The sequence below is a fragment of the Phytohabitans sp. LZ39 genome (assembly GCF_059359075.1).
Map to the genome: position 1 here is coordinate 1 of NZ_JCADBM010000033.1, position 20,021 is coordinate 20,021.

General features: G+C 72.6%; 18 protein-coding genes. 6 read left to right on the forward strand and 12 right to left on the reverse strand.

The features are described from left to right. Positions 1-312: 312 nt before the first annotated feature. Together AC5L36_RS41035 and ligA are read right to left on the reverse strand one after the other, a co-directional pair. Positions 313-2,358, reverse strand: coding sequence for a putative bifunctional diguanylate cyclase/phosphodiesterase (locus AC5L36_RS41035; protein ID WP_441224223.1), 2,046 nt, complete (start codon positions 2,356-2,358; stop codon positions 313-315). Positions 2,359-2,471: 113 nt separating this feature from the next. Continuing rightward, on the reverse strand, positions 2,472-4,598 hold the full coding sequence (gene ligA, locus AC5L36_RS41040; protein ID WP_441224224.1) for an NAD-dependent DNA ligase LigA: 2,127 nt from the start codon (positions 4,596-4,598) through the stop codon (positions 2,472-2,474). 41 nt (positions 4,599-4,639) lie between these two features. Here ligA and AC5L36_RS41045 point away from each other — a divergent pair, with 41 nt between their 5' ends. Then, positions 4,640-6,004 (forward strand): TrpB-like pyridoxal phosphate-dependent enzyme, encoded by a 1,365-nt coding sequence (locus tag AC5L36_RS41045; protein ID WP_441224225.1) that lies wholly within the window; start codon positions 4,640-4,642, stop codon positions 6,002-6,004. Between the two features lie 55 nt (positions 6,005-6,059). On the opposite strand, the gene AC5L36_RS41050 is transcribed toward AC5L36_RS41045, so the two are convergent. The 3 genes from AC5L36_RS41050 to AC5L36_RS41060 form a co-directional block, all read right to left on the reverse strand. Further along, positions 6,060-6,992, reverse strand: coding sequence for a uroporphyrinogen decarboxylase/cobalamine-independent methonine synthase family protein (locus AC5L36_RS41050; protein ID WP_441224286.1), 933 nt, complete (start codon positions 6,990-6,992; stop codon positions 6,060-6,062). Between the two features lie 97 nt (positions 6,993-7,089). Beyond that, positions 7,090-8,169 (reverse strand): tRNA 2-thiouridine(34) synthase MnmA, encoded by a 1,080-nt coding sequence (gene mnmA / locus AC5L36_RS41055; protein ID WP_441224226.1) that lies wholly within the window; start codon positions 8,167-8,169, stop codon positions 7,090-7,092. After that, positions 8,166-9,044 (reverse strand): LysR family transcriptional regulator, encoded by an 879-nt coding sequence (locus AC5L36_RS41060; protein ID WP_441224227.1) that lies wholly within the window; start codon positions 9,042-9,044, stop codon positions 8,166-8,168. The genes mnmA and AC5L36_RS41060 overlap by 4 nt, the downstream gene beginning before the upstream one ends. A 72-nt stretch (positions 9,045-9,116) precedes the next feature. Between AC5L36_RS41060 and AC5L36_RS41065 the strand changes: the two genes are divergently transcribed. Continuing rightward, positions 9,117-10,040, forward strand: a complete 924-nt coding sequence (locus tag AC5L36_RS41065) for a DMT family transporter (protein WP_441224228.1) — start codon at positions 9,117-9,119, stop codon at positions 10,038-10,040. Here AC5L36_RS41065 and AC5L36_RS41070 read toward each other — a convergent pair whose 3' ends face one another. The 5 genes from AC5L36_RS41070 to AC5L36_RS41090 all read right to left on the reverse strand — a co-directional run bounded on the left by AC5L36_RS41070 (position 10,041) and on the right by AC5L36_RS41090 (position 13,795). Then, complete coding sequence (locus AC5L36_RS41070; protein WP_441224229.1) at positions 10,041-10,289, reverse strand: SCO4226 family nickel-binding protein; 249 nt, start codon at positions 10,287-10,289, stop codon at positions 10,041-10,043. Positions 10,290-10,370: 81 nt separating this feature from the next. After that, positions 10,371-11,534: a cysteine desulfurase family protein gene (locus AC5L36_RS41075; RefSeq protein ID WP_441224230.1), complete on the reverse strand. Its 1,164-nt coding sequence runs from the start codon at positions 11,532-11,534 to the stop codon at positions 10,371-10,373. Between the two features lie 65 nt (positions 11,535-11,599). Then, complete coding sequence (locus AC5L36_RS41080; protein ID WP_441224231.1) at positions 11,600-12,556, reverse strand: electron transfer flavoprotein subunit alpha/FixB family protein; 957 nt, start codon at positions 12,554-12,556, stop codon at positions 11,600-11,602. 10 nt (positions 12,557-12,566) lie between these two features. Continuing rightward, the gene (locus AC5L36_RS41085; protein WP_441224232.1) at positions 12,567-13,346 is read right to left on the reverse strand and encodes an electron transfer flavoprotein subunit beta/FixA family protein; all 780 of its coding nucleotides are present in this window, start codon (positions 13,344-13,346) and stop codon (positions 12,567-12,569) included. A 62-nt stretch (positions 13,347-13,408) separates the two neighbouring features. Then, on the reverse strand, positions 13,409-13,795 hold the full coding sequence (locus tag AC5L36_RS41090; RefSeq protein WP_441224287.1) for a hypothetical protein: 387 nt from the start codon (positions 13,793-13,795) through the stop codon (positions 13,409-13,411). Positions 13,796-13,875: 80 nt separating this feature from the next. On the opposite strand from AC5L36_RS41090, the gene AC5L36_RS41095 reads away from it, so the two are divergent. From AC5L36_RS41095 to AC5L36_RS41110, 4 genes are read left to right on the forward strand one after another with little or no spacing between them, the layout of a single operon-like run. After that, a complete protein-coding gene (locus AC5L36_RS41095; protein WP_441224233.1) occupies positions 13,876-14,262 on the forward strand; it encodes a YidH family protein in 387 nt (128 codons plus the stop codon). Beyond that, complete coding sequence (locus AC5L36_RS41100; RefSeq protein ID WP_441224234.1) at positions 14,259-14,537, forward strand: DUF202 domain-containing protein; 279 nt, start codon at positions 14,259-14,261, stop codon at positions 14,535-14,537. The genes AC5L36_RS41095 and AC5L36_RS41100 overlap by 4 nt, the downstream gene beginning before the upstream one ends. A gap of 32 nt (positions 14,538-14,569) precedes the next feature. Next, positions 14,570-14,965: a PLD nuclease N-terminal domain-containing protein gene (locus AC5L36_RS41105; protein WP_441224235.1), complete on the forward strand. Its 396-nt coding sequence runs from the start codon at positions 14,570-14,572 to the stop codon at positions 14,963-14,965. 32 nt (positions 14,966-14,997) lie between these two features. Next, positions 14,998-18,201 (forward strand): AfsR/SARP family transcriptional regulator, encoded by a 3,204-nt coding sequence (locus AC5L36_RS41110; protein ID WP_441224236.1) that lies wholly within the window; start codon positions 14,998-15,000, stop codon positions 18,199-18,201. A 19-nt stretch (positions 18,202-18,220) separates the two neighbouring features. On the opposite strand, the gene AC5L36_RS41115 is transcribed toward AC5L36_RS41110, so the two are convergent. Together AC5L36_RS41115 and AC5L36_RS41120 are read right to left on the reverse strand one after the other, a co-directional pair. Further along, the gene (locus tag AC5L36_RS41115; RefSeq protein WP_441224237.1) at positions 18,221-19,018 is read right to left on the reverse strand and encodes an ABC transporter permease; all 798 of its coding nucleotides are present in this window, start codon (positions 19,016-19,018) and stop codon (positions 18,221-18,223) included. Further along, positions 19,015-19,989: an ATP-binding cassette domain-containing protein gene (locus AC5L36_RS41120; RefSeq protein WP_441224238.1), complete on the reverse strand. Its 975-nt coding sequence runs from the start codon at positions 19,987-19,989 to the stop codon at positions 19,015-19,017. Before AC5L36_RS41120 ends, AC5L36_RS41115 begins: the two co-directional genes overlap by 4 nt. Positions 19,990-20,021: the final 32 nt, after the last annotated feature.

Below are 20,021 nucleotides of genomic sequence, written 5' to 3' on the forward strand. Positions count from 1 at the left end.
TATTTCAACCCTAAGCGTTCTAGATCCAAAGCCCGACACCGCAGCTGGTGACGCTGTGTCAGGATGCTGGCGGTGGTGGGGGCTTGTCCCGCGGAGCTGGCAGTGGACGGCCGGGGGTTTCGGCTCGCCCCGCGAGCCGCCGGCCGGGAGCGGTGCCCGCGGGAGCATACGGTCCGCAGCTGACGCGGACCTGGGAAAATTCCTGTCTCGGATTGACCGTGCATTGTGGCCGCCTGCTATAGGGGAGCAGAGCAAAGGGAACCGCGGAAACCTCACCGACCCCTGGCCGCCGACCCGGGGTAGCTCGAAAATTCAGGCGGCCGGGCCGTTGGGGCTGATGGCGCGGTAGCGGGAGAGCCACGCGACGAGCTCGTCCGCGGGCATCGGGCGGGCGTAAAACCAGCCCTGCGCGACGTGGCAGCCCGCCGAGTGAAGGAGGCGCCATGTGCGTTCGTCTTCGACGCCTTCGGCGACCACGCGGAGGCCGAGCGCGCCGGCCAGCTCGATCACCGAGCGGACGATCGCGGCGTCGTCGGCGTCGGTGGCCATGCCCAGGACGAACGAGCGGTCGACCTTGACCTCGGCCAGCGGCAGGCGGCGCAGGTGTTGCATGGACGAGTAGCCGGTGCCGAAGTCGTCGAGGGCGATCGCTACGCCGATCTTGTCCAGGCGGGCGATGGTGGCGAGGACGCGCCTGGGGTCGGCCATCAGGGCGCCCTCGGTGATCTCCAGCTGGAGGCGGTCGGCGGGGAGGGCGTAGCGGGTGAGGCGCTCGGCGATCTGGTCGGCGATCTCGCCGTCGTGGAGGTCGCGGACGCTGACGTTGAGCGCGGCGCGCAGGTTGAGGCCGGCGGCGGTCCACTTGGCGACCTGCTCGACCACGTCGTCGACGACCCGGCGGGTGAGCAGGCGCATCACCGCGCTCTGCTCGGCGACCCGGATCAGCTCCTCCGGGTCGACCATGCCGTGCCGCGGGTGGCGCCACCGCAGCAGGGCTTCGACGCCGACCACCTCGCCGGTGTCGATCGCGATCTGCGGCTGGTAGTACATGTTGATCTGGCGGTCGCCGGGGTGCTCCAGCGCGCGGCGCAGGTCGGCCAGCAGGCTGAGGCGTTCCGGGGAGTTGTGGTCGGACTCGGGCGCGTACACGGTGATGGTGTCGCCCCGGTGCTTCGCGTCGTACATCGCCACGTCGGCGTGCCGCAGCAGCGTGGCGAAGTCTTCGCCGTGGGCGGGGTAGACCGCGATGCCCATCGAGCCGGAGACGTCGAGTGGCAGGCCGTCGAGCGCGACCGGCTTGGCGAGCGCGCCCACCACCCGGGTGGCCAGGTCGCGCGCCTCGTCGACGCTGTTCAGGCAGGGTGCCAGGATCGCGAACTCGTCACCGCCGAGGCGGGCGACGACGTCACCGGGGCGTACGGCGCCGATGAGGCGGCTGCCCACCTCGACCAGCAGCCGGTCGCCGACCGCGTGGCCGAGCGCGTCGTTGACGTGCTTGAACCTGTCGAGGTCGAGCACCAGCAGCGCCAGGTGGCGCTCGGCCGCGCCCTTGGCGCCCCGCTCGGCATGTGCGGGCAGCTGGTCGGCCACCTCGCCGAGCAGGCCCTTGCGGTTGGCCAGGCCGGTGAGCGGGTCGACGCGGGAGAGGTGCTCCTGCTCGGCGGAGAGGCGGGCCATCCGGTAGACGGCGTAGAGCGGCACCACGACCAGCGGGATCAGCGCCGCGCTCGCCTCCGCGGCGGCCAGCAGCACCGGGCTGAGCAGCAGCAACGCGCCGATCGAGAGCAGCTCGAAGGCCAGCCCCTGGCGGAACATCGCCCACCATCGGCCGCCGAAGAGCAGGCGCACCGCGACGGTGACCGTGCTGTACTTGACCGCGAACCAGGCCGCCGCTGCCGCCCCCACCACGAGCACGTCGCCCCACCCGATGCGGGTGAGGTCGGCAAAGCGGCTCACCCCGTACGCGGCGGTGAGGGCGAGCGCGTACTGCGCGATGTTGAAAGCGGCCCGCCACCACACGTGGCGCATGCGCCACGAGGACACCACGACCGCCGCGGCCTGCACCGCCACCGCCGGCGCGAGGCCCCAGCCCAGCATGATGGCGAACGTGAAGCAGATGGACGGGAAGACCGCCGAGCTCTGCCGCCGCCCCGGTGGAGTGAAGGGCCGCGAGTCGACGAGCACGGCGAGTCCCGCCATCACCCAGAACGCGGCCGGAAGGTCGGGCAACTGCTCCGGCAGGCGGGCGAGCGGCGCCGCACACAGAAGGGCGGCCACCGTGATGACCGCCAATACGAATGAGAAAAATGGGCGAGCCCGTTCAGGGGGAACGGAGTTCCGCGACGCTGCGGCCTCCATGCACTCCTCCCGCCGACGCGCCTGTCCATGGCCGTCCACCACGATAGGTGTGGGAGCGTACCTGGCAGGGACCTTTCCCCATCAGCGTGACTGATTTGAGATCCAGGCGCGTCCTATTCGGCAGGTTGTTGCGCTATTTCTCGTGCCGCCTCCGGCCCCCGCTCGAGCAACACATCGAAACCGGCCTCGTCGAGCACCGGCACCTTCAGCGATACCGCCTTGTCGTACTTTGAGCCTGGATTGTCGCCGACAACGACGAAATCGGTCTTCTTCGATACGGAACCGCTCACTTTGCCGCCGCGCGTGGCGATCTCTTCGGTGGCCCGGTCGCGCGAGTACGTCGAAAGCGTGCCGGTCACCACGACCGTGAGCCCTTCGAGCGGGCGCGGGCCCTCGTCGACCTGCTCCTCCACCATGCGCACACCGGCCCGCCGCCACTTGTCGACCACCTCACGGTGCCAGTCGACCGTGAACCACTCGCGCAGGCTCTCGGCGATCGTCGGCCCCACGCCCTCGACCCCGGACAGCTCCTCCTGCGCCGCCTTCTCCACCGCGTCCATCGAGCGGAAGTGACGGGCCAACGCCTGCGCGGCGGTCGGGCCCACGTGCCGGATCGAGAGGGCGACGAGCACCCGCCAGAGCGGCCGCTCCTTCGCCTCTTCGAGGTTTTCCAGCAGCTTGACCGCATTGCTGCCGAGCGAGCCGTCCTTGTTGACGAAGAAGTCGGAGCGCTGGAGGTCGTCGGCGGTCAGCCCGAAGAGGTCGCCCTCGTCGTGGATGATGCCGGACTCCAGCAGCGCCACCGCCGCCTTGTAGCCCAGCACCTCGATGTCGAACGCGCCGCGCCCGGCCAGGTGGAACACCCGCTCGCGCAGCTGCGCCGGACAGGAACGGTTGTTGGGGCAGCGGATGTCGATGTCGCCCTCTTTGGCCGGCGCCAGCGGCGAATCGCACTCGGGGCACCGCTCCGGCATCTCGAACGCACGAGCGTCGTCGGGCCGCAGCTCCATGACCGGCCCCAGCACCTCGGGGATCACGTCGCCGGCCTTGCGGAGCACGACTGTGTCGCCGATCAGCACGCCCTTGCGCTCGACCTCGCGGGCATTGTGGAGGGTGGCCAGCGCAACCGTCGAGCCGGCCACCCGCACCGGCTCCAGCACCGCGTACGGCGTGACGCGGCCGGTGCGACCCACGTTGACCCGGATGTCGAGGAGCTTGGTGTTGACCTCCTCGGGCGGGTACTTGAACGCGATCGCCCAGCGCGGCGCCCGGCTCGTCGAGCCGAGCCGACCCTGGATGCCCACCGGGTCGACCTTGACGACCACCCCGTCGATCTCGTGCTCGACGTCGTGGCGGTGCTCGCGGTAGTACGCGATGTATTCGCGTACCCCATCCATGTCCGGCTTGACCTGCCAGCGCTCGCTGACCGGCAGGCCCCAGCCCTTCATCACCTCGTAGGCGGTGCTCTGCGCGGTCGGCTGGAACCCGCGCCGCGCGCCGATGCCGTGCACGACCATGCGGAGGCCGCGGGACGCGGTGATCCGGGGATCCTTCTGGCGGAGGCTGCCGGCGGCCGCGTTGCGCGGGTTGGCGAACGGCGCCTTGCCCTGCTCCACAAGGCTCGCGTTGAGGTCGCCGAAGGCGGAGACCGGGAAGTAGACCTCGCCGCGCACCTCGACGAGCTCGGGCACGCCGTCGCCGGCCAGCCGCTCGGGCACGTCGCGAATGGTGCGCACGTTGGGCGTGACGTCTTCGCCGGTGCGCCCGTCGCCGCGGGTGGCGGCGCGCACGAGGCGGCCCTTCTCGTACGTCAAATTGATCGCAAGCCCGTCGACCTTGAGCTCGCACAGGTAGGGCACCGGCCCGCCGGCGTCCCGCTCGACCCGCTCGGCCCAGGCGGAGAGCTCGTCGTCGTCGAACGAGTTGTCCAGCGACATCATCCGCTCGGCGTGCTCGACCGGCGTGAACTGCGTCGAGAACGTGCCACCCACGCGCTGGGTCGGCGAGTCGGGGGTGCGGAGCGCGGGAAACTCCTCCTCGATCGCCTCCAGCTCGCGCAGCATCCGGTCGAAGTCGGCGTCCGAGATGGTCGGCGCGTCGAGCACGTAATACCGGTACTGATGGTCGGAGAGCTCGGCGGCGAGCGCGGCGTGGCGCTCGCGGACATCGGCCGGCGGCTCTTTGCCCGCCGCCGCGACCTGCTCCGGGGTGACCTGCTGCGGGATGACTTCCTCAGACACCTCTGCACCGTAACCGCTGGGTACGACTAACGTGACTCACCATGAGTGAGCCGACCAAGATCTTGCTCGACGAGTCGGAGCTGCCTCGTCGCTGGTACAACGTGCTCGCCGACCTGCCGAGCCCCCCGCCGCCGGTCCTGCACCCCGGCACGCTCCAGCCGGTCGGTCCGGACGACCTCGCGCCGCTCTTCCCGATGGACCTGATCCTCCAGGAGGTGGCCACCGAGCGGTACGTGGACATCCCCGCCGACGTGCTCGACGTCTACAAGCTCTGGCGCCCGTCACCCCTCTACCGCGCGCACCGGCTGGAGAAGGCGCTCGGCACCCCCGCCAAGATCTTCTACAAGTACGAGGGCGTCTCGCCCGCCGGCTCGCACAAGCCCAACACGGCGGTGCCGCAGGCGTACTACAACGCGGCCGCCGGCATCCGCCGCCTCACCACCGAGACCGGCGCCGGCCAGTGGGGCACCGCGCTCGCGTTCGCCTGCTCGCAGTACGGGCTGGACTGTGAGGTGTGGCAGGTACGCGCCTCGTACGACCAGAAGCCGTACCGGAAGATCATGATTGAGCTGTTCGGCGGCGTGATCCACCCGTCCCCTTCGGACCTGACCGCGGCCGGCCGCGCGGTGCTGGCCGCGCACCCCGACTCGCCCGGCTCGCTCGGCATCGCGATCTCCGAGGCGGTCGAGGTCGCCGCCCAGCACCCGGACACCAACTACGCGCTGGGCAGCGTGCTCAACCACGTTCTGCTGCACCAGACCGTGATCGGTGAGGAGGCGATCGCCCAGTTCGCCAAGGTAGGCCTCACACCCGACGTGATCGTCGGCTGCACCGGCGGCGGCTCCAACTTCGGCGGCCTCGCGTTTCCCTTCCTGCGCGAGAAGCTGGCCGGCCGCATGGACGTCACGATCCGCGCCGTCGAGCCGGCGAGCTGCCCGTCGCTGACCAAGGGCGTATACGCGTACGACTTCGGCGACACCGCCGGCATGACCCCGCTGATGAAGATGCACACGCTCGGCCACGACTTCATCCCCGACCCGATCCACGCCGGCGGCCTGCGCTACCACGGTATGTCGCCGCTCATCTCGCACGTGTACGAGCTGGGCCTGATCGAGGCGGTGTCGAAGACCCAGCGGGAATGCTTCGAGGCGGGCGTAAGATTCGCCCGCACCGAGGGCATCGTGCCGGCCCCCGAGCCCACGCACGCGCTGGCGGCCTGCGTCGAGGAGGCGCTGCGCTGCAAGGAGACCGGCGAGGAGAAGGTGATCCTGACCGCGCTCTGCGGCCACGGCCACCTCGACCTGGCCGCCTACGGCGCGTACCTGGCCGGCGACCTCGTCGACCACGAGCTCTCCGAGACCGAGGTGGCGACGTCAGTCGCCGCCCTGCCCAAGGTGCCCGCCTAGATCGTGGTACCTGGCTGTGGCCCTGGATACAGCCACATACCACGATCCGCTCTGGTCAGACCTCTTGGAGGCGTTGGGCGGCCTCGCGGACGGCGGTCAGCGCGCGGCGGGCCTCCGCCGGTGACGAGCCGGCGAGGCCGCAGGCCGGGGTGACCACGACCTGGTCGGGCAGGCGCTGCTCGGGAAAGCCGAGCTGCCGCCACACGCCGCGCACCTGGTCGGCGACAGCGGCCGACGTGGTCTGGGCGGACCCGGCGAAGAGGCCCAGCCCGGCGTCGATCGCCTCGCCGAGCGGGTCGAGCTTGTCCACAAGGGACACGTCCAGCGCGACGGCCGCCGCTCCGCTCGCCCGCACCACGTCGAGGGGCACGGCCGGGGCGCAGCAGTGCAGGACGACCGGCGCACCGGCCGCCTCGACCACCGTGCGGAGCAGTGAGCCGGCGGTCGACGGCTCGATCGAGCGGTACGTGTGCAGCCCGCTGTCCGTCGCGATCCGGCCGGCCAGTGCGTCCGGCAGCGACGGCTCGTCGAGCTGGAGCAGCACGGTGGCGGCCGGCAGCCGGCGGCGGACGTCGGCCACGTGCGCGCGCAAGCCGTCGGCCAGCGACTCGCTCACGTCGCGTACCGCACCGTGGTCGCGCAGGATGCGGCCGCCGAGCGCGAGGTCGATGTTGGCGGCGAGGGTGAGCGGCCCGGCCGCCTGCACCTTGAACGTCCCGTCGAACTCCGCCGCCTGCTCGGCCATCTGGTCGAGGTCGCGTTCGAGCAGGTCGAGGGCGCGTCGGCGGTCGCGACCCGGGCGGGCGGCCACTCGCCAGCGGGCCGCGTACAGCTCGACGGGCAGCTCCACGAGGAACGCGGCGCTCCGCCCGATGATGTCCGCGCCCGGACCGCGGGCCGGCAGCTCGGGCAGGTGTGGGAGGTCGGGCAGCTCGCCGAGCACGGTCTTCTGCGCCTCGGTGATGTCGGTGCCGGGCAGCGAGCCGATGCCCGTCGCGGATCCGCGCGGCCAGGGGTAACCGCCGGCGCGAGCGTGCGCGGACGGTGCTTGCCCACGATCGCGGTGAGCGAGCGGGCCAGGAATGTCAGTCACGGCTGCCAATCGTCGCCGAACCAAGGACCACGTCGCCGGCCGGGTCGGGACGGTACGCGACGAGCGCCTGCCCGGCCGCCACTCCCCGCGCCGGGCGCCGCAGCGAGGCGAGCATGCGGCCGCCGGCCAGCTCCACCGTCGCCGGCACGACCTCGCCGTGCGCGCGCAGCTGCACCTCGCACTCGATCGGCCCGTCCGGCGCCGGACCGCCCGTCCACACCGGACGGTCGGCGGCCACCTCCGAGACGTCGAGCATGTCGGCCGGGCCGACGGTCACGGTGTTGGTGACCGGCGTGATCGAGAGGACGTAGCGCGGCCGCCCGTCGGCCGCCGGCTCCTGGAGGGCGAGGCCGCGGCGCTGCCCCACCGTGTACGCGTACGCCCCGCTGTGCGCGCCGAGCACCGCGCCGGTGCGCGCGTCGACGATGTCGCCGGGCGTCTCACCGAGCCGGTCGGCGAGGAAGCGGCGGGTGTCGCCGTCGGCGATGAAGCAGATGTCGTGCGAATCCGGCTTGTCGGCCACCGCCAGCCCGCGCTCGGCCGCCTCCGCGCGCACCTGCGCCTTGGTCGAGTCGCCGAGCGGGAACATCGACCGGTCGAGCTGGTCACGGCGGAGCACGGCCAGCACGTACGACTGGTCCTTGGCCAGGTCGACGCTCCGCCGCAGCAGGCCGTCCGCCCCGAGACGCGCGTGGTGGCCGGTCACCACCGCGTCGAAACCGAGGGCCACCGCCCGGTCGAGCACCGCGGCAAACTTGATCTTTTCGTTGCAGCGCAGGCAGGGATTGGGGGTACGGCCCGCCGCGTACTCGGCCACGAAGTCGTCCACCACGTCTTCGTGGAAGCGGTCGGCCATGTCCCACACGTAGAAGGGGATGCCGATCACGTCGGCGGCCCGGCGGGCGTCGCGGGCGTCTTCCAGCGTGCAGCACCCGCGGGCGCCGGAGCGGTAGGTCTGCGGGTTGCGCGCCAGCGCCAGGTGTACACCGGTGACGTCGTGCCCGGCCTCGGCCGCCCGCGCGGCGGCCACCGCCGAGTCGACCCCACCGGACATCGCGGCCAGGACTCTCACCCGACAACCGTAACCGGACCCTCTTCTTCCACGAAGTCGAGGAAGGCCTTGGCGAGGGCGGAGGGGCGGCCGCCGGGGCGGTGACCGATGCGCACGACGCGGGGCGCGCGGGGGCGGAGCGGGATCGCCACGACGCCCGGCGGGTCGCCCTCGAGCATGAGCGAGGGCAGCATCGACACGCCCATGCCGGCGCGGACCATCGTCACGATCGTGCTGAGCTGGGTGACCCGGTGCGCGGAGCGAAATGGCAGCCCATGGCTCGCGAAGATCGACTCGACCACCGGCTGGCATCCGCTCTTGCTGGTGACGAAGGCGTCGTCGACAAGCTCCTCGACGTGCACGCTCGCCTCGCCGGCCAGCGGATGCTCGGGGTGCAGCAGCACGACGAACTCGTCCTCCGCCAGCACCGGCCCCTCGACCGTGCCGAGGCCGACGACCACGCAGCTCAGGTCGACGAGCCCGCGCTCCAGCCAGTCGACCATCTCGTCGTCGGTGCCCTCCAGCAGCGACACGCGCGCCGCGGGATGGCGCTTGGCGAAGCGGCGCTGGAGAGCGGGGAGCACGGCGAGGTTGGTGCTCGGCATGCCGCCCAGCCGCAGCTCGCCGACCAGCTCGCCGGCGCTGGCGGCGGCCCGCTCGGCGACCCGGTCGGCCGCCCGCACCGCCTCGCGCGCGTCGTCGACCACCGCCTTGCCCACGGCGGTGAGCACCGCGCCCACCCGGTCGCGGTCGACGAGGCGCTGGCCGAGCTCGCGCTCCAGCGCGGCGACGGCGTGCGAGACGGCCGACTGGGTCAGCCCCAGGTCGACCGCCGCCCGGGTGAAGCCGCCCCGGTCGGCCACCGCGACAAGGGCGCGCAGCTGGGCGAGGTGCATGCAGACTCCTCATGCTGGCTATGAGTCACATGAGTTTGACTTGTGGATGCACCACAGCGTACCCCTGAAGGCATGTCTCGCAAGGACCTGGCGATCCTGCTGTCGGTCGCCGCCGTGTTCGGCGCCTCGTTTCTGTTCATCCGGGTCGCCTCCCCGGTCCTCGGCCCGCTGCCGGTCTCCGCCGGCCGGGTGGCGCTCGGCGCGCTGGTGCCGCTGGTGCTGATCGCGGTGACCCGCCAGCGCCTGGCCGCCGAGCTGCGCGGGCGCTACCGCGACCTGCTGGTGGTCGGTTTCCTGCTGGCGGCGCTCCCGTTCACGCTCTTCGCCGCGGCCGAGCTGCGCCTGCCCGCCTCGCTGGCCGCCGTGCTCAACGCCACCACACCGATCTGGGGCATCGTGGTGGCCCGCATCTGGCTGGGGCAGGCGGCCAGCGCCCGGCGCCTGATCGGCGGCGCGGTCGGCCTGGCCGGGGTCGCCGCCGCGGTCGGGCTCGGCACGCTCCCGCTCGACGCCGGCACGCTGGCCGCCACCGGCGCCTGCCTGGTCGCCTCCCTCTCGTACGCGGTGGGCAGCGTCTGGACCTCGCGCCGGCTGGGCGGCACCCCGCCGTACGTGCTCGCCGCCGGCCAGCAGATCGGCGCCGCGGTGCTACTCGCCGGCCCGGTCACGGTCGCCGGCACCGCGCACCCGCCCACGGCCGAGGCGCTGGCGGCGGTGGCGGCGCTCGGGCTGGTCTGCACCGGGCTGGCGTTCGTGCTGTGGTTTCGCCTGCTCGCGCGGGTCGGCCCGGTCGCCGCCGTGACGGTGACGCTGCTCGCCCCGGTCTTCGGTGTGCTGTGGGGCGCCGCGTTCCTGGACGAGCCGGTCACTCCCGGCCTGGTGGGCGGCATGGCCGCGGTGCTGGCCGGCGTCTACCTGATCGTCGGCAAGCCGCCGGCGGCACCCGTGAAGGCCGCGCCCGAGCAGGCCGTGGCCGCACCCGCCGCTACGCGGTGATCAGACCTCCAGCGGCACCGGGTGGATCTCGTCGGCCGGGTGCCCGGCACGCTCGTGGATCCGCTGCACGGAGGCCTTGTCCGGCGCCTCCGACAGGCAGTAGACGACGCCGGACTCCGGGTCGGCCCAGGCGTGTTCGAAGCGGACCCCTTCCTGGTCCTGGATCCGCAGGTCGGCCTCGTGCGCCTCGTGGAGCTGGTCCGGCGTGATGCCGACCATGCCCCGGTGGACGTCCATGAACTTGGCCATCAGTCCGCCCTCCTGTGATAGACGTCACCCTGAGCGTAGGCGCAGGCATGATCTCGTGACGCCAGGTTTGGCGAACGGGCCTCAGCGCGCGGCGGCCCGCCGGGCCCGCTCCACGGCGCCGGGGAGGGCGGCGACCAGCGCGTCCACGTCGGCGCGGGTCGAGGTGTGGCCGAGTGTGAACCGCAGCGAGGACCGTGCCCGGTCGTCGTCGGCGCCCATCGCGAGCAGCACGTGCGACGGCTGGGCCACCCCCGCGGAGCAGGCCGAACCGGTCGAGCAGGCGATGTCCTGCGCGTCGAGCAGGAGCAGCAGCGCATCGCCCTCGCAGCCCGGGAACGACAAGTGCGCGTTGCCGGGGAGGCGCTCGGTCGGGTCGCCGTTGTAGACGACGTCGGGCACCGCGTGCCGTACCCGGGAAACCAGGTCGTCGCGGAGGACGCTGAGCTTGCCCGCGGTCTCCTGCTGGGTCTTGACCGCGGCCTCGACCGCGACGGCGAAGGCGGCGATGGCGGGCACGTCGAGCGTGCCGGAACGCACGTCGCGCTCCTGGCCGCCGCCGTGCAGCAGCGGCGTGCACGCGACGTCGCGGCCGAGCAGCAGCGCGCCGACGCCGGTGGGGCCGCCCAGCTTGTGGCCGCTGATGGTGAGCGCCGCCGCCCCGCTCGCGGCGAAGTCGACCGGCACCTGGCCGGCGGCCTGCACCGCGTCGGTGTGAAACGGCACGCCGGCCTCGGCGGCCAGCGCGGCGAGCGCGGCCACCGGCTGGAGGGTGCCCACCTCGTTGTTGGCCCACATGGCGGTGACGACCGTCACCTGGTCGCCGGCCTCCTCCAGCACGGAGTGGAGCGCCTCGACCGGCACACGCCCCTGTGCGTCGACCGGGAGCCAGGTGACGTCGGCGCCTTCGTGCTCCTCCAGCCAGCGCACCGAGTCGAGCACGGCGTGGTGCTCGACGGCGCTGGCGACCACCCTGTTACGACCGGCGGCGGCGTCGCGGCGGGCCCAGTGGATGCCCTTGACCGCGAGGTTGTCGCTCTCCGTGCCGCTGCCCGTGAAGATCACCTCCGACGGGCGGGCGCCGAGCGCGGCGGCGATCCGCTCGCGCGACTCCTCGACCGTGCGGCGGGCCCGCCGCCCCGGCGCGTGCAGCGACGAAGCGTTTCCTACGTCGCGGGCGGCGGCGACATATGCCTCGATCGCCTCGCTGAGCATCGGCGTGGTCGCGGCGTGATCCATGTAGGCCATCGCATATCAGCCTAATGCGCCGGGCCGGGGACTAGCCCCGGCCCGGCGTGTGACGTACGCACGTCCTATTTACGCTTGCGGATCTCCTCGGCCGCCTGCGGCACCACCTTGAACAGGTCGCCCACCACGCCGAAGTCGGCCAGCTCGAAGATCGGCGCCTCGGCGTCCTTGTTGACCGCCACGATCGTCTTCGAGGTCTGCATGCCCGCGCGGTGCTGGATGGCACCGGAGATGCCCAGCGCCACGTACAGCTGCGGGGACACCGTCTTGCCCGTCTGCCCCACCTGGAACTGGTGCGGGTAGAAGCCCGAGTCGACCGCGGCCCGGGACGCGCCCACCGCCCCGCCGAGCAGGTCGGCGAGCTCCTCGACGAGCTTGAAGTTGTCTTCGCTGCCCACACCGCGGCCGCCGGAGACGACCACCGACGCCTCGGTCAGCTCGGGCCGCGCGCCCTTGGGCTCGACCTTCCGCTCGACCACGCGGGCGAGCTTGGCCGAGTCGTCGAGCGCGACCTCCAGCGGCGCCACCTCGGCGGTGGCCGGGGCCGGCGCCGGGGTCAGCGAGTTGGGGCGCACGGTGACCAGCGGCAGCCCGCGCGTCACGCGCGACTTTACGATCGTGGAGCCGGCGAACACCGTCTGCGAGGCCACCCCGTCCGGCGACAGCCCGGTGATGTCGGTGAGCAGCCCGTTGTCGAGCTTCACCGCGAGCCGGCCGGCGATCTCCTTGCCCTCCTGGGTGGAGCCGAGCAGCACCGCCGCCGGCGACACCGACCGCACCAGGTCGGCGACTGCGGCGGCCTTCGGCGCGACAAGGTAACCGTCCAGGTCGGAGCTCTCGCCGGCGTAGACCTTCGCGGCGCCGTACTCGCTCAGCTTGTCGACCAGCGGCGCGGCCGCACCGGGGCCGCCGAGGACGACCGCCACGGGCGTGCCCAGCTCACGTGCCAGCGTGAGCATCTCGAGGGTGACCTTCTTGACCTCGCCGCCGGAGTGCTCGACGACGACCAGAACCTCAGCCATTGAGCTCTCCTCAGACGAACTTCTCGGAGGCGAGGAACTCGACCAGCTTGACGCCGCCCTCGCCCTCGTCGTTGATCTTCTGCCCACCGGAACGCGGCGGCCGCTTGCTGTGCTCCACCACGGCCGAGGTGGCGCCGTCGGTGCCCACCTCGCTCGTCGCGATGCCCAGGTCGGCCAGTGAGAGCGTCTGCACCGGCTTCTTCTTCGCCGCCATGATCCCCTTGAACGAGGGGTAGCGCGGCTCGTTGATCGTGTCCCACACCGAGACGATCGCGGGCGTCGAGGCGGCCACCACCTCGTACCCCTCCTCGGTCTGCCGCTCGATCGTGAGCGACGTGCCGTCGACGGTGAGCTTGCGGGCGCCGGTGAGCGCCGCGATGCCCATCCGCTCGGCCAGCATGTGCGGCATCACCTGCACCCGGCCGTCGGTCGACTCGGCGCCGCAGAGCACCAGGTCGGCGTTGAGCGTGCCGAGCGCGGCGGCCAGCACCTTCGAGGTGGCCAGCGCGCACGAGCCGTGCAGCGCGTCGTCGAGCACGTGCACCGCCCGGTCCGGGCCCATCGACAGCGCCTTGCGGATCGACTCGGACGCGCCCTCCGGGCCCATGGTGAGGATCGTTACCTCGCCGCCGTGCGCGTCCTGGATCCGCAACGCCTCCTCGATGGCGTACTCGTCCATCTCGTTTATGACGTTGCTCGCCGACCCCCGGTCGACCGTGTTGTCGTCAGCACGCAGGGAGCGCTCCGCGCTGGAGTCGGGCACCTGCTTGACGAGTACGACGATGTTCATCGCGCTTCCAGGACCTCCTGCTTGGGTTAACGCACGTTAACTGAAGTTACCCACCGTCTAACTTACTCGCCAGTAATAGTGGGATCCGACACGACCCCCACCGCCGCCTTGACCTTGGCCAACGCGTCTGCTTCGCGGGCGTTGACTCCGTGCGCGGCGTGGGCGGCCTGCTCGACCGCGGCGACCACCGCGGCCTGGTAGTTGTCCACCTCGGACGGCGCCTTGGCCCGCAGGATCGCCACCGACCGCTCCAGCGCGGGCAGGACGAACGCCTCCACCTCGGCCGTCGACGCGCGCGGGAGCTTGGGCAGCGGCCCGGTGGTCAGCACCTCCTTGACCAGCCCGGTCGCACCGGCCAGCGCGTCGGAGGCGGCGAAGCTCTCCTTGAGCATCGCGAAGAACCCCGGGTCGGCGTCGGAGACCAGGTAGACCGCGCCGAACGCGGCCATCTTGAGCGTGGACTTTTCCTCGGTGGTCAGCTCGGTCACGTCCACAGGTTACGGCCGTGGCCGCCGGGATAATCAGAGGCGTGCTGGGCGCGATCAAGCAGTGGTTCGACCCGGAGGAGGTGCGCCGGGTCGGCACGACGCCCGACTACCGCTTCTCGCTGGCCAACGAGCGCACGTTCCTGGCCTGGATCCGCACGGGTCTGGCGCTTGTCGCGGGCGGGCTGGCCACCGCGCAGTTCCTGCCGCCGCTGCCGATCGCCCATCTGCGCGAGGTGATCGCTGTCGCGCTGCTGCTGCTCGGCGGCGCCGTGGCCGTACGCGCGGTGGACCGGTGGGCGCGCACCGAGCGGGCCATGCGCCTGGGTCGCGACCTGCCCGCCTCCCGCTTCCCCGCGCTGCTCGCGATCCTCGTCGGCATCGGGGCCGCCCTGCTCGTGGTGGCCGTCCTAGTGCAGGCCTTCGAGTGAGCGATCCCGGGCTCTCGCGCGAGCGCACCGGGCTCGCGTGGTTGCGTACGCTCCTTCTCGCCGCCGGCGTGGCGATCCTCGCCGCCCGGATGGCCGCCACGCACGGTGACCCGCTGATCGTCGCGCTGGCCCTCGCCGGCTGGACCGCGCTCTTCGCCGTGGCGTTCCGGCGCTACCGGTCGCGACGCGCCGGCCCTGGCCCCGCCCTCCCCCTCTTCGCGCTGTTCACCGCCGGGTACGCGGCCCTCGGCACGCTGCTGGTGCTGGACAGTTAGCCAGGGTGGCCATCAGGGGCCATCATTGCGGGATGGCCCGCCTGTACGTGCTCCTCTTCCTGGTGCAGATCGTCCTCGCCGTCATCGCGCTCATCAGCTGCCTGTCGGCCGAGGAAGACGAGATCCGGGCGCTGCCGCGCCTGGTCTGGGTGCTGATCATCCTGTTCTTCCCGCTGATCGGTTCGATCGCCTGGTTCCTGGCCGGCCGGCCGGCACGGGAGAGAGCACCGGGCGGCGGATGGCACGTGGGCGGTCACGAGCCCAGGCGGCGGCCGGCGGCGCCCGACGACGACCCGGAGTTTCTCAACTCGCTCGACGCCGGCACGTCGCAGCAGGACCGCGAGCTGTTCGAAAAGTGGGAGGAAGATCTGCGCCGCCGGGAGGACGAGCTGCGCCGACGCGACACCGGCGAGGAGAGCACCTCGTAGGAGCGCCTGGCCACGGGGGGAGAATCGTTGTCGTGCAGATCGCGCTGCTTGGTCCGCTCGAGGTGCGCGCCGGCTCCGGCGCGCCGGTCGAGGTCGGTGGCGCCCGCCTGCGCACCCTGCTGATCCGGCTCGCGCTCGACCCCGGCCGGGTGGTCACGACCAGCGCGCTGATCGACGCGCTGTGGGGCGACGAGCCGCCGGCGGGCGCGGCCAACGCGCTCCAGGCCCTGGTCTCGCGGCTGCGTCGGGCCCTGCCCGAGGGCGCGGTCGAGTCGACCCCGGCCGGATACCGGCTCGCGGTGCCACCGGAGGCGGTCGACGCCTGTCGCTTCGAGCGCGATGTCGCCGCCGCGCGCGCCCGACTTGCCACCGATCCCGGGGGTGCGGCACAGCTGCTAGCCGGCGCGCTGGTCCTGTGGCGCGGGCCGGCCCTGGCCGACGTGGCCGAGGCGGACTTCGCGCGGGCACCCGCGGCCCGCCTCGACGAGATGCGGCTCGCCGCGATCGAAGACCGGGTGGATGCCGCGCTCGCGCTCGGCGACGGCGCGGCTTTCGTGCCCGAGCTGGAGTCCCTCGCGCTCGCCCATCCGCTGCGCGAGCGCCTGGCCGGGCAGCTGATCCGGGTGCTGCGGGGTGCCGGGCGGCCGGCGGAGGCGCTGTCGGCGTACGACCGGCTGCGGGCCGCGCTGGCCGACTCGCTCGGCACCGACCCTTCGCCCGAGCTCGCGGCGTTGCACCTCTCCCTGCTCAAAGAAGACACCACTTCGCCGGCGCCGGAGGCGCTGCCGGTCACCAACCTGGCGGCCACCCTGACCAGCTTCGTCGGCCGCGACGACGACGTGACCAAGGTCACCAAGGTCGTCGCGGAGTCGCGCCTCACCACGCTGATCGGACCGGGTGGCGCGGGCAAGACCCGGCTCGCCATGGAGTCCGGCCGGGCCATGTTCGACCAGGCGCCCGACGGCGTGTGGCTGGTGGAGTTCGCGCCCGTGACCGACGCCGCCGAGCTGGCGTCGATCGTGCTGGCCACGCTCGGCCTCCGCGAGTACCCGCTGGTCACCCCCGCCGGCCGCGGGCGGGTGCCGCAGGAGACCGTCGACCCGCTCACCCGGCTGCACGGCGCGCTGGGCGGCCGGCGGGCGCTGCTCATCCTCGACAACTGCGAACACCTGGTCGGCGCGGCCGCCGCGCTGGCCGAGAGCCTGCTGGTCCGCTGCCCGCACCTGCGTGTGCTCGCCACCAGCCGCGAGCCGCTGGGCATCACCGGCGAAGCGCTCTTTCCCGTCGAGCCGCTCGCCCTGCCGCCCGACGGTGTCGACGCCGGCGACGCGCTCGCCTACCCGGCCGTGCGCCTGTTCGCCGACCGGGCCGCCGCGGTGCGCCCCGGCTTCGCGGTCAACGACGCGGTGGTGCGCATCTGCCACGCCCTCGACGGCATGCCGCTCGCCATCGAGCTGGCCGCCGCCCGCCTGCGCGCGCTCACACCCGAGCAGGTCGCCAGCCGCCTCACCGACCGGTTCCGGCTGCTCAACGCGGGCAGCCGCACCGCGCTCCCCCGCCACCAGACGCTCCGCGCGGTCATCGACTGGAGCTGGGAGCTGCTCGACGAGTCCGAGCGGGCGCTGTGGCGGCGGCTGGCCGTGTTCTCCGGCGGCGCGACGCTGGAGGCCATCGAGGAGATCTGCGGCGGCGACGCGCTCGACCAGCTCGCCGCGCTGGTCGACAAGTCGCTCGTCGTGGCCGACCCGGACGGCCGCTACCGGATGCTGGAGACCATCAAGGCGTACGGGCTTGAGCGGCTCGACGAGTCCGGCGCCACGGCCACCGCGCGGGCCGCGCACGCCCGATACTTCCTCCGCCTGGCCCGCCGCGCCGACCGCCGGCTGCGCACCGCCGACCAGCTGGAGTGGCTGGCCCGCCTCGACGCCGACCACGACAACCTGCACTCCGCCATGCGGTGGGCGATCGCCGCCCGCGACGCGCGGCTGGCGGTGGGCTTCGCGGCCGCGCTCGGCTGGTACTGGTGGATGAGCGGCCGCCGGGCCGAGGGCGGTGAGCTGGCCCTGGAGGCATTGGCCCTGCCGGGCGGCACGCCGCCGCCGGTCGTCGCCGCGGCCATGTCGGTCGCCGCGCTCAACGTCGTCGCCGGCCTCTTCCAGATGGAACGGGGACAGGAGCTGCTCCGCCGGAGCGCCGAGCTGGCCCGCGGCTACGAGCACCTGCACCCGATCCTCGGCCTGATCGGCCCGATCGCCGAGCTCTTCGGCCACTCCCGGACGATGGAGAGCGAGCGGGCGATGGCCGGCCTGGCGGAGCTCTTCACCAACCCCGACCCCTGGGTGCGCGGTGTGGCACGCATGCTGTACGGCCACTCGGAGGTCAACATCGGCCGCTACGACCGCGACTCGGAGGAGCATTTCACCGTCGCGCTGGCGGAGTTTCGCGCGCTCGGCGACCGCTGGGGCGCCGCGACCACCCTCGCCGGCCTGGCACACATGACGTCCGCGGACGGCGACCACGGCCGGGCGGCGGGCTACTTCGAGCAGGCGCTGTCGGAGCTGATCCCCCTCGGCGCCGCCGAAGACGTGCCGGAGATGCAGGCGCGGTACGCGTACGAGCTGTGGATGCTCGGCGAGCGGGAGAAGGCGTTCGCGACGCTCGACGAGGCGCGGCGTACCGCCGAGCGGGTCGGCACCGACGAGGGCCGGGCGGCCGTCGCGTACCACCACGGTGAGATCCTCCGCTCGATGGGCGAGTTCGCGCGGGCCCGCACGGAGCTGGTCCAGGCACACACCGTGGCGTCCGGATACACCTCCGCACCGCAGTGGGTCGCGCTCATCACCGCCGCGATCGGGCAGCTCGACGCCGCGGAGGGCGACCTCGACGCCGCCCGCACGCGCCTCGACGCGGCGCTGGAGCTGGCCATCACCTCGCGCGACATGCCCGTGGTCGGGCAGGTGCTGACCGGGTACGCCGACCTCGCCCTCCACATCGGAGCGCCGGAGCGCGCCGCCCGGCTGCTCGGCGCCGCGTTCAAGGTGCGGGGTGGCCCCGATCGGTCCACTATGGACGCGGGCCGGGTGGAGCAGACCGCGTGGGAACGCCTCGGCGAGGAGCGCTTCGCCGAGGCGTTCGAGGCGGGCCGCACGGCCGCGACGGCCGCCGAGGTGCGCGAGGTGGTGGCTCGGTCACTTTTGGAGACGGATAGGAGCCGCGTCGACCGCGACGGCGCCTGACCCGAATTCCGATTTGGATCTATACTCGGCGCTTGAAGGTGCGGACCGCGATCGGGGCGAAGACCGCCGCGATCGCCGCGGCCCACAGCAGTGACTGGCCCACGTGGGTCGCCGCCGGGCCACCGGAGAGCAGCCCGCGTACGGCGTCGGCCAGGATCGTCACCGGGTTGACGTCGACCCACTTCTGGAGCCAGCCGGGCATCGTGTCGGTCGGCACGAACGCGTTGCTGGTGAAGGTCAGCGGGAAGACCACCACGAAGCCGAAGATCTGCACCTTCTCCGGCTCGCTGGCGAGCAGCCCCACCAGCACCGCGATCCAGGACACCGCCAGGCTGAAGACGAGCAGCAGCAGGAACGCGCCGAGCAGGCCGGCCAGCCCGCCCTCCACGCGAAAGCCCATGACGATGCCGAGGCCGAGGATCAGGGCGATGGACCACGCCTGCTTGACGGTGTCCGCGACGATCCGCCCGGCCAGAGGCGCGGAGCGGGCGATCGGCAGCGACCGGAGCCGGTCGAAGACGCCCTTGGTCAGGTCGGTGTTCAGGCCCACGCCGGTGGTCAGCGAGGCGAAGAGCGCGTTCTGCACGACGATGCCGGGTAGGGCGAACGTCAGGTATTCGCCGGTGTTGCCCGAGATGGCACCGCCGAAGACGTACGTGAAGAGCAGTACGAACATGATCGGCTGGATGCTCAGGTCGAGCAGCTCCATCGGGTTGTGCTTGAGCTGCACGAGGCTGCGCCACGCGAGCGTGAGCGTCTGCCGCAGCCCTTCGGCCGGGTTCACCCGGCGCGGCAGATCGACGGCGAGGGTGGTCATGCGTGGATCCTCTCGGGCTCGTTCTGGTCTTCGGCGCGGTGGCCGGTGAGGGCGAGGAACACCTCGTCGAGGCTGGAGCCGCGCAGCGCGAGCTCACCGATCGCCACTTCGGCGTCCTCCAGCCGGCGTACGACCGCCGGCAGCACCGCCGAGTCCGTCACCGGTACGACGAGCAGCCCGCCCTGCGTCTCGGGCGCGCGGCCGGTCACCTGCGCCACGATCGACTCGACGATGGGGGCGTCCAGGGCGTGCTTCGGGCGGACGGCGAGGCTCTGCGCGCCGACCCGGCTCTTCAGCTCGTCCGGGGTGCCGGTGGCGATGACCTGCCCGTGGTCGATCACCACGATCTCGTCGGCCAGCAGGTCGGCCTCTTCCAGGTACTGCGTGGTGAGCAGCACGGTGACGCCGTCCGACACGAGGTCGCGGACGATGTCCCACATCTCGTTGCGGCTGCGCGGGTCGAGGCCGGTGGTCGGCTCGTCCAGGTAGAGCACCTGCGGGCGGCCGACGAGGCTCGCGGCCAGGTCGAGCCGGCGGCGCATGCCACCGGAGTACGCCTTGGCCGCCTTGTTGGCCGCGTCCTCCAGGCGGAACTCGGCGAGCAGCTCCCGGCCCCGGCTCCGCGCGTCGGCCCGGGACAGGCCGAGCAGGCGGCCGATGAGGATGAGGTTTTCCAGGCCGGTGAGGGTCTCGTCGACCGAGGCGTACTGCCCGGTGAGCCCGATCAGTCGGCGCACCTGGTGGGCGTCGCGGACGACGTCGTACCCGCCGACGGTGGCCCGCCCGGCGTCCGGCCGCAGCAGGGTGGCCAGGATGCGCACGGCGGTGGTCTTGCCCGCCCCGTTCGGGCCGAGCAGACCGAGCACGGTGCCACGGCGCACGGCGAGGTCGACCCCGTCCAGCGCGGTGGTGTCGCCGAAGCGCTTGATCAGCCCTTCGGCGAGGATCGCGTGAGTGGTCAGTTCGCTCATGACACCACCGTGCGGCGCGGCGCTGACGACCG

What these genes read in the sequence shown, in the direction of transcription:
- AC5L36_RS41035 (WP_441224223.1), bottom strand. Translation starts at nt 2,358, where the DNA reads ATGGAGGCCGCAGCGTCGCGGAACTCCGTTCCCCCTGAACGGGCTCGC.
- AC5L36_RS41045 (WP_441224225.1), top strand. Translation starts at nt 4,640, where the DNA reads ATGAGTGAGCCGACCAAGATCTTGCTCGACGAGTCGGAGCTGCCTCGT.
- AC5L36_RS41060 (WP_441224227.1), bottom strand. Translation starts at nt 9,044, where the DNA reads ATGCACCTCGCCCAGCTGCGCGCCCTTGTCGCGGTGGCCGACCGGGGC.
- AC5L36_RS41065 (WP_441224228.1), top strand. Translation starts at nt 9,117, where the DNA reads ATGTCTCGCAAGGACCTGGCGATCCTGCTGTCGGTCGCCGCCGTGTTC.
- AC5L36_RS41070 (WP_441224229.1), bottom strand. Translation starts at nt 10,289, where the DNA reads ATGGCCAAGTTCATGGACGTCCACCGGGGCATGGTCGGCATCACGCCG.
- AC5L36_RS41075 (WP_441224230.1), bottom strand. Translation starts at nt 11,534, where the DNA reads ATGGCCTACATGGATCACGCCGCGACCACGCCGATGCTCAGCGAGGCG.
- AC5L36_RS41080 (WP_441224231.1), bottom strand. Translation starts at nt 12,556, where the DNA reads ATGGCTGAGGTTCTGGTCGTCGTCGAGCACTCCGGCGGCGAGGTCAAG.
- AC5L36_RS41085 (WP_441224232.1), bottom strand. Translation starts at nt 13,346, where the DNA reads ATGAACATCGTCGTACTCGTCAAGCAGGTGCCCGACTCCAGCGCGGAG.
- AC5L36_RS41090 (WP_441224287.1), bottom strand. Translation starts at nt 13,795, where the DNA reads ATGGCCGCGTTCGGCGCGGTCTACCTGGTCTCCGACGCCGACCCGGGG.
- AC5L36_RS41105 (WP_441224235.1), top strand. Translation starts at nt 14,570, where the DNA reads ATGGCCCGCCTGTACGTGCTCCTCTTCCTGGTGCAGATCGTCCTCGCC.
- AC5L36_RS41115 (WP_441224237.1), bottom strand. Translation starts at nt 19,018, where the DNA reads ATGACCACCCTCGCCGTCGATCTGCCGCGCCGGGTGAACCCGGCCGAA.
- AC5L36_RS41120 (WP_441224238.1), bottom strand. Translation starts at nt 19,989, where the DNA reads ATGAGCGAACTGACCACTCACGCGATCCTCGCCGAAGGGCTGATCAAG.